Source organism: Rhizobium sp. CBN3 (genome assembly GCF_030518245.1).
GTDB classification, from domain to species: domain Bacteria; phylum Pseudomonadota; class Alphaproteobacteria; order Rhizobiales; family Rhizobiaceae; genus Rhizobium; species Rhizobium aethiopicum_A.
Genome location: NZ_JAULSE010000005.1, coordinates 209,163 through 223,485, shown reverse-complemented (window position 1 = coordinate 223,485; position 14,323 = coordinate 209,163). Strand labels below are relative to the sequence as shown.

General features: G+C 62.2%; 7 protein-coding genes. All 7 read right to left on the bottom strand.

The features are described 5' to 3' along the window. Positions 1–3: 3 nt before the first annotated feature. The gene (gene glgC, locus QWJ46_RS10565; protein WP_184454968.1) at positions 4–1,266 is read right to left on the bottom strand and encodes a glucose-1-phosphate adenylyltransferase; all 1,263 of its coding nucleotides are present in this window, start codon (positions 1,264–1,266) and stop codon (positions 4–6) included. 18 nt (positions 1,267–1,284) lie between these two features. Beyond that, positions 1,285–3,492 carry a 1,4-alpha-glucan branching protein GlgB gene (glgB, locus tag QWJ46_RS10560; RefSeq protein WP_302751100.1) on the bottom strand — a complete coding sequence of 736 codons (2,208 nt, stop codon included), beginning with the start codon at positions 3,490–3,492 and terminating at the stop codon, positions 1,285–1,287. Beyond that, positions 3,489–5,951 carry a glycogen/starch/alpha-glucan phosphorylase gene (locus QWJ46_RS10555; RefSeq protein WP_302751099.1) on the bottom strand — a complete coding sequence of 821 codons (2,463 nt, stop codon included), beginning with the start codon at positions 5,949–5,951 and terminating at the stop codon, positions 3,489–3,491. Before QWJ46_RS10555 ends, glgB begins: the two co-directional genes overlap by 4 nt. A 277-nt stretch (positions 5,952–6,228) precedes the next feature. After that, positions 6,229–7,476, bottom strand: a complete 1,248-nt coding sequence (locus QWJ46_RS10550; protein WP_302751098.1) for a TadE/TadG family type IV pilus assembly protein — start codon at positions 7,474–7,476, stop codon at positions 6,229–6,231. A 114-nt stretch (positions 7,477–7,590) separates the two neighbouring features. Next, entirely contained in the window at positions 7,591–8,478 is an 888-nt protein-coding gene (locus QWJ46_RS10545) for a transglutaminase family protein (RefSeq protein WP_302751097.1), read from the bottom strand. After that, positions 8,475–10,892 carry a circularly permuted type 2 ATP-grasp protein gene (locus QWJ46_RS10540; protein ID WP_302751096.1) on the bottom strand — a complete coding sequence of 806 codons (2,418 nt, stop codon included), beginning with the start codon at positions 10,890–10,892 and terminating at the stop codon, positions 8,475–8,477. The genes QWJ46_RS10545 and QWJ46_RS10540 overlap by 4 nt, the downstream gene beginning before the upstream one ends. A gap of 37 nt (positions 10,893–10,929) precedes the next feature. Further along, positions 10,930–14,256: a DUF2126 domain-containing protein gene (locus QWJ46_RS10535; protein ID WP_302751095.1), complete on the bottom strand. Its 3,327-nt coding sequence runs from the start codon at positions 14,254–14,256 to the stop codon at positions 10,930–10,932. Positions 14,257–14,323 lie beyond the last annotated feature (67 nt).

The window sequence follows — 14,323 nt, the reverse complement described above, 5'->3', positions numbered from 1 at the left end:
ACGTCAGATATCCAGCTTGTCGATCATCGGCTGCGTGATCAGGCAGATGCCGCTCTCCGTCCGCCGGAAGCGCTTGGCGTCGAGCTTCGGATCCTCGCCGACGACAAGGCCTTCCGGAATGACGACGCCATGGTCGATCACCACATTCTTGAGCTGCGCGCGGCGTCCGATCTTGACGTTCGGCAGGATGACCGCTCCCTCCAGCTTGGAAAAGGAATTTGCCCTGACGCCGGTGAAGAGCAGGCTCTTGTTGAGGCTGGCGCCCGAGATGATGCAGTCGCCCGAGACGACGGAGGACGTGGCCGAGCCGCGGCGGTCGTCGTCGTCATGGACGAATTTTGCCGGCGGGGTGATCTCGGCATAGGTCCAGATCGGCCAGGACTTGTCGTAGATATCGAGCTCCGGGACGATCGCCGTCAGGTCGATATTGGCCTGCCAGTACGCGTCGATCGTGCCGACGTCGCGCCAGTAGGGCTCGTGCTCGAAATCGGAACGGACGCAGGATTTGGCGAAACGGTGGGCGACCGCCTTCCCGTTCTTGACGATATAGGGGATGATATCCTTGCCGAAATCGCGGCTCGAGGTCGGGTCGGCGGCGTCGCGGCGCAGCGCATCGAGCAGGAATTTGGTGTGGAAGACGTAGATGCCCATCGAGGCGAGCGCGAAATCCGGCTTGTCGGGAATGCCAGGCGGATCGGCCGGCTTTTCGATGAAAGCGAAGATTTCATCCTTTTCGTTGACATGCATGACGCCGAAGCCCACCGCTTCCATCCGCGGCACTTCCAGGCAGCCGATCGTCACGTCCGCGCCGGAATCGACATGCTGCTGGAGCATGTATTCATAATCCATCTTGTAAACATGATCGCCGGCGAGAATGACCATGTATTCGACGCCGTAATCCTCGATAATATCGATGTTCTGATAAACGGCGTCGGCGGTGCCTTCATACCACTGCGTTTCGGAAACGCGCTGCGAGGCAGGCAGGATGTCGAAGCTTTCGTTTCGCTCGGGGCGGAAGAAGTTCCAGCCGCGCTGCATGTGACGGATCAGCGAATGCGCCTTGTATTGCGTCGCGACGCCGATGCGGCGAATGCCCGAATTCAGCGCGTTCGACAGAGCGAAATCGATGATGCGGGCCTTGCCGCCGAAATAGACGGCGGGCTTGGCGCGCCGGTCGGTGAGTTCCTTGAGACGGCTCCCCCTGCCGCCCGCCAGAACGTAAGCCATTGCATCGCGGGCAAGTGGCTGAATACGCTTCTCTACCATTTTCTCCTCCCACCAGTCTTAATTTTCAGGTTCAAGCATGATTGTCGCCAAGGGCGGCAGCGTGATCGAGCAGGTGATATTGCCGCCGGCATCGACGGCCTGCACGCGCCCGCCATTGCCCTTGCCGCTACCGCCATAGATGTCGGCATCGGTATTCAGAATCTCCCGCCAGCGGCCTGCGGAGGGCAGGCGTAACAAGTAGTTCTCGCGGTAGACGGGAGTAAAGTTGGTGATGACGACGATCGGCTTCTGGCCCGGCGCCTTGCGCTGCCAGGCGAAGACCGAATTCTCGCCGTCGTCGGCAATCAACCATTCGAAGCCTTCGCCCTCGCAGTCACGCTCATGCAGGGCGGGCTTGCTGCGATAGGTGAAGTTGAGGTCGCGCACCAGGCGCCGCATGCCCTCGTGCATGCGATATTGCAGCAGGTTCCAGTCGAGCGACCGATCCTCGCTCCATTCGCTCCACTGGGCGAATTCCTGGCCCATGAACAACAGCTTCTTGCCGGGATAGCCCCACATATAAGCGTAATAGGCGCGCAGATTGGCGAACTTCTGCCAGTCGTCGCCCGGCATCTTGGCGATCAGCGAGCCCTTTCCGTGAACGACCTCGTCGTGCGACAGCGGCAGGACGAAATTTTCCGAATAGGCGTAGAGGAGGCCAAAGGTGAGCTCATTATGGTGGTGCTTGCGGTGCACCGGGTCGCGCTTCATGTAGCTCAGCGTGTCATGCATGAAGCCCATGTTCCATTTGAAGCCGAAGCCGAGGCCGCCTTCATGCACCGGTTGCGAGACTTTCGGCCAGGAGGTCGATTCCTCGGCAATGGTCATGACGTTGGAATGCTGGCCGTAGATGCGGATGTTGAGGTCCTGCAGAAAGCGGACAGCTTCGAGGTTCTCGTTGCCGCCATATTCGTTCGGGATCCATTCGCCGTGCTTACGGGAGTAATCGAGATAGAGCATCGAGGCGACCGCATCGACGCGCAGGCCGTCAAGATGGAACTTCTCGGCCCAATAGAGGGCGTTGTTGACCAGATAGGAAACCACTTCGGTGCGGCCGAAATTATAGATCGCCGTGTTCCAGTCCGGATGGAAGCCCTTGCGCGGGTCTTCGTGCTCGTAGAGCGCCGTCCCGTCAAACCAGCCGAGGCCGTGTTCGTCGGTCGGGAAATGTGCCGGCACCCAGTCGAGAATGACGCCAATACCGACCTTGTGACAGCCGTTGACGAAACGGGCGAAGCCTTCCGGCTCGCCGAAACGGGCGGTCGGCGCGTAAAGGCCCGTCGTCTGGTAGCCCCAGGAGGGGTCGTAGGGATGCTCTGTGATCGGCAGGAATTCGATATGGGTGAAACCCATGTCGACGCAATAGGGGATGAGACTGGAGGCGAGCTCGTCCCAGGAGAGCATGGTGCCGTCCTGCCGGCGCTGCCAGGAGCCGGCATGCACCTCATAAATCGAGATCGGCTGCCGGCGCTTATCGGTTTCGCGCCAGTGCTTCAGATGGGCCTCGTCCTCCCAGACCTGCTCCAGCTCGGCAGCGGCGATCGAGGCGGTCTTGGGTCTGAGCTCGCTGCGGCGAGCGAAGGGATCGGCCTTCAGCGGCAGCAATACGCCGTCGTGGCCGCGGATCTCGAATTTGTAGGCGACGCCGAGCGGCACATCGGGAGCGAAAATTTCCCAGATGCCGCTGTCGGCACGGAAGCGCATGACATGGCGGCGGCCGTCCCAGCCGTTGAAATCGCCAACCACGGAGACGCGCTGGGCGTTCGGCGCCCATACCGCGAAGTGGATGCCCTGCGCGCCGTCATGCTTTATGAGATGGGCGCCCATCTTGTCGAACAGGCGCAGATGCGAACCTTCGCGGGCGAAATAATCGTCCATCGGCCCGAGCACCGGCCCGAAGCTGTAGGGGTCGGTGACCGCCCATTCGGCGTCGCCGCGCCGGGCGCGGTAGCGCACCGGCTGCAGTTTGGCGAGTGAAACCGGCCCGGCGAAGAGGCCATCGGCGTGGAGCTGGTTCAATTCGCCGACAATCCCGCCATCGAGGGTCATGGCGGTCACTTCCTCCGCACCCGGGATAAAGCACCGGGCAACGAAAGCGTCGCCGGCTTGGTGCACACCTAGGACGGCAAAGGGATTGGAATGTGAGCCGGCAAGGATCGCCGTAATTTCATCTGCCGAAATTTCCCAGGAAAGCTCTACTTCAGGGACGGTTTTCGGCGGTTTCATCCGGCTCTCCAGATTTCGTCTGCATATTGCCTGATCGTGCGATCGGAGGAGAACCAACCCATCCGTGCCGTATTGTTGATCGTCTTCGTGTACCAGGCGGACTGGTTGGTCCAGATCTGATCGACGTCGCGCTGGGCCTGGGCATAAGCGTCGAAATCCGCGGCGACCATGAACCAGTCATGCGAATTGATCCCGTCGATGAGCGCCGCATAACGATTGCGGTCGTCGGGCGAGAAGACGCCGGAACCGATGGCTGAGAGCGCCTGGGAGAGTTCGCGGGACCCTTCGATAATGGCGCGGGGATTGTGGCCGTCGCTGCGGACCTTGGCGACCTCATCGGCCGTAAGGCCGAAGATGACGATGTTGTCTTCGCCGACATTGTCGCGCATTTCGACATTGGCGCCGTCGAGCGTGCCGATCGTCAGCGCTCCATTGAGGCCGAACTTCATATTGCCGGTGCCTGAGGCTTCCATGCCGGCGGTCGAAATCTGCTCGGAAAGGTCGGCGGCCGGAACCATGATCTCGGCGAGCGAGACATTGTAGTTGGGCACGAAGACGACCTTCAGCAGCCCGCGCACCGCCGGATCGTGGTTGATCGTGCGGGCGACGTCGTTGATCAGCTTGATGATCAGCTTGGCATTGTAATAGCTCGGCGCCGCCTTGCCGGCGAAGAGTTTTACGCGCGGCACCCAGTCGAGCTCGGGATGCGAGCGGATCTGGTCGTAGAGGGCGACGGCTTCGATGATGTTCAGAAGCTGGCGCTTGTATTCATGGATGCGCTTGATCTGGATGTCGAACATCGCCGACGGATCGAGCTTCACGCCCATGCGGCTGGCGACGAGATTGGAAAGGGCCACCTTGTTGGCCCGCTTCACCGCCGCGAACTTCTGCTGAAAGCTCGGATCGGAAGCATGCGCCTCGAGCGGGCGCAGCTTCTCGGCATCATCGAGGAACGCATCGCCGATCGCCTCCCGGATCAGACCGGTGAGGGCGGGATTGCACTGCTGCAACCAGCGGCGCGGCGTGATGCCGTTTGTCTTGTTGTTGATGCGGTCGGGATAGAGCTTGTGCAGGTCGGCAAAGACCGTGACCTTCATCAGGTCGGTGTGCAGTGCCGAGACGCCGTTGATCGAGTGCGAGCCGATGAAGGCGAGATTGCCCATGCGCACGCGGCGGTCGCCGCTTTCCTCGATCAGCGAGATCGAGCGGATTTCGCTGTCGGAGAAGTTCTTGCCTTTGCGGGCTTCCAGCAGGATCTTGGCATTGATCGCGTAGACGATCTGCATGTGGCGCGGTAGCAGGCGCTCGAACAGCGGAACGGGCCAGCTTTCCAGCGCTTCCGGCAGAAGCGTATGGTTGGTGTAGGAAAAGGTGCGGCGGGTGATATCCCAGGCCTGGTCGAAATCCATGCCGTGTACGTCGCAGAGCAGACGCACGAGCTCGGCGACCGAGACGGCCGGATGGGTGTCGTTCAGCTGAATGGCCACCTTGTCAGGCAGCGAGGTAAAGTCGTCATATTGCTGCAGATGGCGGCGCAGAATGTCCTGCAGCGAGGCCGACGAGAAGAAGAATTCCTGGCGCAGCCGCAATTCTTGGCCGGCAGGCGTAGCGTCGGCCGGATAGAGCACGCGGGTCAGGCTTTCGGCCTTGTTGCTTTCGCGCAGCGCGCCGATGTGGTCGCCGGCGTTGAAGGCATCGAGCAGGATCGGGTCGATCGGCTGCGCCGACCAGAGGCGCAGCGTGTTGACGCGTTTCCCCCGCCAGCCGACGACCGGCGTGTCGAAGGCGGCGGCGATGACGCGCTCGGCCGGTTTCCAGACGTAGCGCGGCTGGTCGTCATGGGTGGTGACGAATTCGACGGCGCCGCCGAAACCGATTTCATAGGCGCTCTCGCGGCGCTCGAATTCCCAGGGATTGCCGTGGGCGAGCCAGTTTTCCGGCAGTTCCACCTGCCAGCCGTCGGCCATCTGCTGACGGAACAGGCCGTGGACGTAGCGGATGCCGTAGCCATAGGCCGGAACATCGACCGTCGCCATGCTTTCCATGAAGCAGGCGGCGAGACGGCCGAGGCCGCCATTGCCGAGCGCGGCGTCCGGCTCCAGGCCGGCGATGACGTTGACGTCGACGCCGAGGGAGCTTAGCGCATCGCGCACCTCTTCCATTAGGCCGAGGTTCGAGACGGCATCGCGCATCAGGCGGCCGATCAGAAACTCGAGAGAAAGATAATAGACGCGCTTGGCTCCGGTCGCATAGACCTCACGCGTGGAGGCCATCCACTTGTCGATGATGCGGTCGCGCACCACCAGGATCGTCGCCGTCAGCCAGTCATGCGGCTTTGCCACCTTGGCGTCCTTGCCGATGCGGTAGGTCAGGCGTTCGATGATTTCTTCGGCGAGAATTTCCGGCCTGGAGCTGCGGGGAGCGGGAGAGGGGATAACCGGCTTGGAAACGGTATTCATGGTCAGATCTCGCCAATTTTAATTTGGTTTCAGGGTGTTATGCCTGATTTAATCGATTTGTCGCCTGCGCTTGCAACAGTTTATGCATCGTTGGGAAGCACTTGCAACAAAGGATTTGGACAAACGAAAAATTTGCGAAACCTTCGTATTCGCGCGAATTAAAGGGGTTGATTTCAATTGCTTTTCCCGATCTGATGTGAGGGATAGCGATAACAAAAAGCCGCGCCGACTTGCTCCGGCGCGGCTTTTTGTTCGGCTCTTTCTCCTGGCGGTGTCGCTAGTTAGTCAGGCGCGTCAGTTGTGCGGAAGCCTTCGCTCCGATCGCCTTGAACGCGGCCAGGAGGTCTTCCATTTGTTCCGCCTGGAAATAATGGGCAGCATCGGAGGCGCAATACTGCAGCAGCGCCTGTCCGCCCGGCGGCGCCATGAAGGCAATCGTATAGATTTCGATGCCCTTGGACTTGGCGGTGTCACATGTCGCCCTGGTCAGGGTGTCATAGGAACGGCCGCCGCTGCTATCGTTGTTGTTGTCGCCGTCCGTCATGAAGACGATGTATTTTTTTGGTATTTGCCCGGTCTTCAATTTGTGGGCGGCGTCCTCGGCATCGTTCCCTGCGGCATTCTTTGCCGTGAGGGATGAATACGCCGTGCCCATCGCCCCACTCGAATTGGTGCCACCTCCTGCCTGAAGCGCATTGACGTAGCTCGAGACACCGGCAGTTCCCCAGGCAAGAGTGCTGGGTGTGTATTGAACGATATCGTAAGAGACTGCGCCGGTGCGTACGTATTGGGCGTTCGGATCGGCGCTGGTGAGCTGGCCGAAAAGATTGCCGGCGGCCATCTTCAGCGCCTCTATCTTCGTATAGTAGTTCGTACGGCTGCCCGTGCAGGTATCGTAAACCCACTTGCCCTTCTTGTTAAGGTGGGGGTTGCAGTCATAGGTGAAGGGTTCCGTCGGATGATCCTTGTTGACGGTTTCGGTAGGGTCTCCCATCGACCCTGACTTATCGAGCGCGAGGAACATGGAGACGGAGCCCTGGCTATTGGAGCCCGGGGTCTGTGAAGGACCGCTGACCGTCGTGCTTGACGTCGAAAGATGCTGCGTGCTGAAGCCGACTGCCTGCATGAGCGGATTGACCGTGAGATCGTAGCTCGGTGTGACGGTTACCTGGTAGGACGCCGAATTGCCCGATGTGCTCGTCTGGACATTGACGCTCGTCGTGCTCTTGATGTCGGTACCGCTCTGCAGATAATTCGCCATCTGCCCCGCGACGAAGTTCCGTGCGAAGGCTTCGGCCTGAGAGGTTTGGATCGTGCCGTTCCCCAGGGCTGTCGCAGTTGCCAGCGCGGCTGAGTCGGCTGCCTCCTGCAATTGCTGTTTCGACAGCAGCATATCGCCGACCTGGATCGCCATGCCGGCAGCGCCGAGCAGAACCGGCGCCAAAATCGCCGTCATGATACCGAAATTACCGCCTCGATCGCAGAACATGCGACGCAGGCAGGGACGCAAAAACGAGGTGCTCATCATGTTCACCCAACTGGAAACCCTGTGGGGTGATTTACGCACGCTGCTTCTTTACGCAGTCCTTACGGCGTCAATAGAATTTTAACGAATCGGCTAATTTTTCCAGTTTTGGGATCATTTCAGCGGAATCACATCGACCGCCTGAACGGCGCGCTGGCCGCCATAGCTTTTCAATACGCCGATGACGGGGACGACGTCGGAATAGTCGCGGCCATAGGCGACGACGATATGGTCCATACCGGCGGGAATGTTGTTGGTCGGGTCGAGCTCGATCCAGCCGATCGTCTCGCCGCACCAGACCCGCACCCAGGCATGCATGGCGTCTGCCCCTTCCAGCCGTTCCTTGCCGGGGGGCGGAATGGTGCGCAGGAAACCGGAGACGTAGCCGGCCGGAATGCCGAGGCTTCTGAGCGCCAGGATCATGACGTGGGTGAAATCCTGGCAGACGCCGCGTTTGAGCCTGAACGCTTCGAGCGGAGTCGTGTCCACTGTCGTCGCGTCGGAATCGTAGGTGAAATCCTTATTGATGCGGGCGCAGAGCGCATGAGCGATCTGCATGGCTGTCAGCTGGCGCGTGACGCAGCTTCGTGCATAATCGCCAATCTCGCGCGCCTGCGTCAGGCGCGGGCTGTCGCCGAGAAAATGATGCGGTGAATCCGGCGCCAGCGACCAGACGTCTGATATTTCCTCCGGCAGGTCGGCCAGCAGCGGCGAGAAATCGGCGGCGATCGGCTGGCTTTCGACCTGCACACGGGCCTGCATGCGAATGTCGAGGGTCTCGTGCGGCGTCCGCAGCATGAAAGAGGTGGCGGGATGTTGAAAGAAATCGACGAAATGCGACTGCTCGTCCGGCGTCGGTGAGACGGTGATCGAGCCGGCGACCAGGCGTTGCCGATTACTCAGCGACAGCGGCATCAGTCGCATGACGTGGCGAGCGCCGGAGGCCGGCACGTCGTAGCTGTAATTCATGCGGAGCGAGAGATCGTAAAGCACCGCCGTCACCCGAGATAGGTCTGGGCGAGCAGATCGGAAAGCTGCTCCAATTCGCGTTCGAACCGCTGGTAGACCTCGACTCCCATGCCCTCCGGCGTCATCACCGCCAGGCCGGAATGAAGCCGCATCGCCTCGCGGTAGAAGGGCGACATCTGCCCATTGATCAGGGCGTTCGGCAATTGCTCGACCTCATGGTGGATCTCGTTCACCTGGAAGAGGACCGAGCGGGGATTGAGGGGATCGAGCGCCAACAGGTCGGTGACGGTCAGCCGCGCGGTATTGACGTTGTAGCGACGACGGTGGGTCATGACGCTGTCGCCGATCTCGAGCAGCATGTCGAGCGCGCCGTCGGGCGCTTCCGGGCCGGACATGTGGCCGAGCAGGCGCGTCATGTGCAGGCCGCGCTCGATATAGCGGCCGAGCGACAGGAAGCGCCAGCCCATGAAGCGGTACATGTTTTCGTGCACGAGGCCGGCAAAGCCCGCCAGCTTGCGCAGGAGGATCGTCATCGCATGGCTGGCGTCATCGCCGGCCGTGACGGTGGCGTGAAAGCGGCGGGCGGTCTTGGCGAGATCGTTGAGAGCGAGCCAACCATCGGGCGAGAAGCGGTCGCGGATGTTGCTCGCCGAATAGACGGCGCTGTCGATGTTGCGCAGGAGCTTCTCGGGCACGGGCTCGGCGGTATCGATATCGACGGCCGCGAGATAGGCGGAGACATCGGCGAGCAGCGGCTGGCTCGGATCGGCGGCTTCGGCAAAACGCGCATGCCAGGCGCGCAGGATGCGCAGCGCCCCTTCGGCGCGTTCGATGTAGCGGCCGAGCCAGAACAGATTGTCGGCCGCCCGGCTCGGCAGGCTGCCAGGCATGTTGCGGGTGAAGCTGCCTTCGGCCGGCAGCAGGGTGTGACGCTCGACCGGCTTGTCGCTGACGATCCAGACGTCGGCGGCTGCTCCGCCGGACTGCATGGCGATCGCCGAGACGTCGGCACCGGAGCCGATGCGGGCAAAACCGCCGGGCATGATCTGCCAGCCGTTTGCCGTGCGGGCAGCGAAAACGCGCAGCGACATCGGCCGCGGCACGAGTTTGCCGTTCACCCAGGCGGGCGTCGTCGACAGTGTGACGACTTCCTGACCGACCAGTTTCTGACCGTCCGAATTCAGCCAATCGGCAATGGAGTCCTTGGCGGTCGCCCGCAGCGCCGAGCCGAGCACGGATTCGCCGTTGTCGTCGAAGAAGGGCGCACGGGAATAGGCCGGGCCGATCACCATTTTCTCGATATTCTTCGCGACTTGCTCGCGCTCTTCCTTCTGGCCGCACCACCAGGTGGCGATCGAGGGCAGTTTCAGATCTTGTCCGAGCAGATGCCGGCAGATGGTCGGCATGAAGGCGAGAAGCGCCCGGGTTTCGAGAATGCCGGTGCCGAGCGCGTTGACGATGGTGACGCTTTCGGCGCGCAGCGCCTCCACCAGACCGGGCGTGCCGATATGCGAATTCTGGTTCAGCTCCAGCGGGTCGGCAAAGGCCGAATCGAGGCGGCGCCAGAGCACGCCGATCGGCTTCAGGCCGGCGACGGTTCGCACCATGACGCGGCCCTTGACGACGGCGAGATCCTCGCCCTCGAGCAGCATGAAGCCGAGATAGCGGGCGATGTAGGCGTGTTCGTAATAGGTCTCGTTGGCGGGGCCCGGCGTCAGGACGGCGATGCGGTCGTCGCCCGAATGTTTCATGTCCTGCAGCGCATCGCGGAAGCCGCCGAAGAAGGAGGCGAGGCGGTGGACGGGCGTTTCGGCGTAGATATCCGAGAAGGCTCGGGTCGTCGCGACACGGTTTTCTAGCGCGAAGCCGGCGCCGGAGGGAGCCTGGGTGCGGTCTGCCAGCACCCACCAATTGCCGTCAGGCCCGCGGCCGATCTCGAAGGCGCAGAAGTGCAGATAGTGGCCGGATGCTGGCCGGATGCCGGCCAGCGGGCGCTGAAATTCGGGATTGGCGGCGATCAGCGCCGGCGGCAGGAATCCTTCCTCGACCAGCCGGTTCTCGCCGTAGATATCGGCAATGATCGCCTCCAGCAGATCGGCGCGCTGAACGAGACCGGCCGACAGCGCCTGCCATTCGCGCTCGTCGATCAGCACCGGGATATGCGAGATCGGCCAGGCGCGTTCGCCGGCTCCCTTGCTGCCATAGGCACGGTAGAAGACGCCGGCGTCTCTGAGATAGCGGTCGGCGCGGGCGAAACGCTCCGCGAGATCCTTTTCCGGCATTGCGCCCAGATGCGAGAGGAAACGCTGCCAGACGGGGCGGACCGCGCCTTTATTGTCGACCATCTCGTCGGCGGTGCCGGGAAGCGGCGCATAGCCGAAGGCCGCATCCTTGCCGATGCTGCTCTCCGCCTCTTGCCTGCGCTCCGCTGCCGGTCTCTTACCCATCAAAACCCAACCTCACCCTCGGCCTTTGCCCCGGGCCTTAAATGCCGGCGGGCCGCCTCAGATCCAGCGTCAGCGGGAATTCCGGCGAACCCGTCTCGGCCCGCGGGATATATCCGCCCGCCGTATGCCCCCACGGTTCGAAGCGGGCGAGCCGCCTTGCTTCCGCCTCGTTGCCGTTGACCGGGAAGGTGTCATAGGTCCGGCCGCCCGGATGGGCAACATGATAGATGCAGCCGCCGATCGAACGCTTCGACCATGTATCATAAATGTCAAAAGTCAAAGGCGTGTTGACCGGCAGTACGGGATGCAGGCCTGAGGCCGGCTGCCACGCCTTGTAACGGACGCCGGCGACCGATACGCCCGAGGTGCCGGTCGGCGTCAGCGGCAGGGTTCGGCCATTGCAGGTAACCGTATAGCGCGCTGTATTGCTGGTTTCGAACCGCACCTGAAGGCGCTCGACGGAACTGTCGACATAGCGCACCGTACCCCCGATGGCGCCTTCTTCGCCCATGACATGCCAGGGCTCCAGCGCCTGGCGAAGTTCCAGTTTCGAGCCCTCGTATTCGACTTCGCCGCAGAAGGGGAAGCGGAATTCGAGCTGGGCCCTGAACCATTCCGGGCTGACGTCGAAACCGTTTTGGCTGAGGTCGGCAAGCACGTCGAGGAAATCGGCCCAGACGAAATGCGGCAGCATGAAACGATCATGCAGGGTCGTGCCCCAGCGGACGAACTTGCCGTCGGCGGGGTTGACCCAGAAGCGGGCGATCAGCGCGCGGACCAGCAGTTGCTGGGCAAGCGACATGCGGGCATTCGGCGGCATCTCGAAGCCGCGGAACTCGATGAGGCCGAGCCTGCCGGTGGGGCCGTCGGGCGAAAACAGCTTGTCGATGCAGATCTCGGCGCGATGGGTATTGCCGGTGACGTCGGTCAGGAGGTTGCGGAACAGGCGATCGACGAGCCAGGGCAGGGGTTGCTGGCCGCGACCGGGCGCGGGGATCTGCGCCATGGCGATCTCCAGCTCGTAGAGGCTGTCGTGACGCGCTTCATCGATGCGCGGCGCCTGGCTGGTCGGGCCGATGAACATGCCGGAGAAGAGGTAGGAGAGCGATGGGTGGCGCTGCCAGTGGAGGACAACGCTCTTCAGGAGATCCGGGCGGCGCAGGAAGGGACTGTTGTTCGGGTTGGCGCTGCCGACGACGACATGGTTGCCGCCGCCGGTACCGGTATGACGGCCGTCGATCATGAATTTGTCGGCGCCGAGCCTTGTGGCGCGCGCCTCTTCGTAGATCGCCGTGGTGATGTCGACGCATTCCCTCCAGCTCGAAGCCGGACGGATGTTGACCTCGATGACGCCGGGATCGGGAGCGACGCGGATGACATTGATGCGCTCGTCCTGCGGCGGCGGGTAACCTTCGATATGGACCGGAAGCTTCAGTTCGGCGGCGGCGTTTTCGGCAGCGGCGATCAGCTCGAGATAATCCTCGATGCGTTCGACCGGCGGCATGAAGACGCAGAGCCTGCCGTCGCGCGGTTCGACCGACATAGCGGTGCGCACGGCGCCGCCGATGTCGCCGAGCGTCTGTTCGATGCGGCTGCGATTGCTCTCGCCGGAATGGAAGGAGGCTTCCGGCATGGCGCGGCCGGCCGGGACGAAAACGTCCGGCAGCGGTTCACGCGGGATCGTCGGATCGGCGGGATGGATATAGGGATAACGCGCCGGGGGCACATAGGGCAGGGTGCCGAGCGGCAGGCGATAGCCGATCGGACTGTCGCCCGGAACGAGGAAGATCCTGCCGCGGCGGGTGTTCCATCTCTCGCTGATCCAGACACGGCTTTCAACTGCCCTGGCGTTCCATGCCTGGACCGGAAGGACGTAACCTGTGGGGACGGTCAGGCCGCGGGCAAACACCCGGGCGATACGGTTGCGCTCCTCGGGATCCTTCAGCTTCGAATTCGCCGGATCGACGTTTTCGGGGAGGTTGCCCTCCTTGATGATCCAGTCGGCCGGGTCCTCATAGGCCGGCTGCACCATGTCAGGTTTGATCGCCAATTCCTTTGCGATGGCCGTCAGAAACCTCCCGGCATCCTCGGCTGTAACGCCGGTATCCTTGCCTTCTGCGGCGACCAGATCGAGGTTCTGCCAGATCGGCTTGCCGTCGCGGCGCCAGTAGAGCGAGAAGGTCCAGCGCGGCAGGCTTTCGCCCGGATACCATTTGCCCTGGCCGTAATGCAGGAAGCCGCCGGGAGCGAAGCGTTCCTGCAGCCGGCGGATCAGGGTGTCGGCCTTTTCACGCTTAGTCGGGCCGACGGCGGCGGTATTCCATTCCTCGGATTGGAAATCGTCGATCGAGACGAAGGTCGGCTCGCCGCCCATCGTCAGATGCACATCCTCGGCTTCGAGGACACGGTCGACCTTCTCGCCGAGTTCATTGAGCTCGTTCCAGCTATCATCGGAGAAAGGCTTGGTGATGCGCGGATGTTCGGCGACGCGCGAGACCTTCATATCGAAGGCGAATTCGGTTTCGGCCTCGCCGAAATAGCCGCCGGAAATCGGGGCAGCGTTGCGGTAATGCGGCGTTGCTGCAAGCGGGATATGGCTTTCGCCGGTCAGAAGGCCGGAGGTCGGATCGAGGCCGACCCAGCCGGCACCCGGTAGATAGACCTCGGCCCAGGCATGCAGGTCGGTGAAATCGACCTCGGTCCCGGAGGGGCCGTCGAGCGCCTTCAGATCAGGGGTCAGCTGGATGAGGTAGCCGGAGACGAAGCGGGCGGCGAGGCCGAGATGGCGCAGGATCTGGACGAGCAGCCAGCTGGTGTCGCGGCAGGAGCCCTTGGCGCTTTCCAGCGTCTCCTCCGGCGTCTGCACACCGGTTTCCATGCGGATGACATAGCCGATCTGCCGCTGCAGGCGGGCGTTCAGACCGACGACCATATCGATCGTCGGCTGGCCCGGCGACCAGTCGAGCGTCGGCAGCAGCGCCTTGAGGCGCGGGCCGGCCGGTTCCGGCGTCATGTAGATCGACAGATCCTCGCGGATGCTTTCAGGATAGTCGAACGGCCACTTGGTCGCCTCCTCCTCGACGAAGAAGTCGAAGGGATTATAGACCGTCATGTCGGCGACGAGGTCGACCTCGATCTTGAACTCGGTCACGGGGTCGGGGAAGACATAGCGGGCGAGGTAGTTGCCGTAGGGGTCCTGCTGCAGGTTGACGAAGTGGTTGGAGGGCGTGACCTTCAGCGAGTGGCTGAGCACGCTTGTCTTCGAATGCGAGGCCGGTTTCAACCGGATGATCTGTGGGCCGAGGCGGACCGGTTTGTCGTAGGTATAGTGCGTCAGATGATAGATGCTGGCTTTGATCGACATATTTCTCTTTTGTCCGGCGCGCATCGTTGTGCGGCTTGCTGTTCCCGAAGTCAGTGTGTGCAATGCA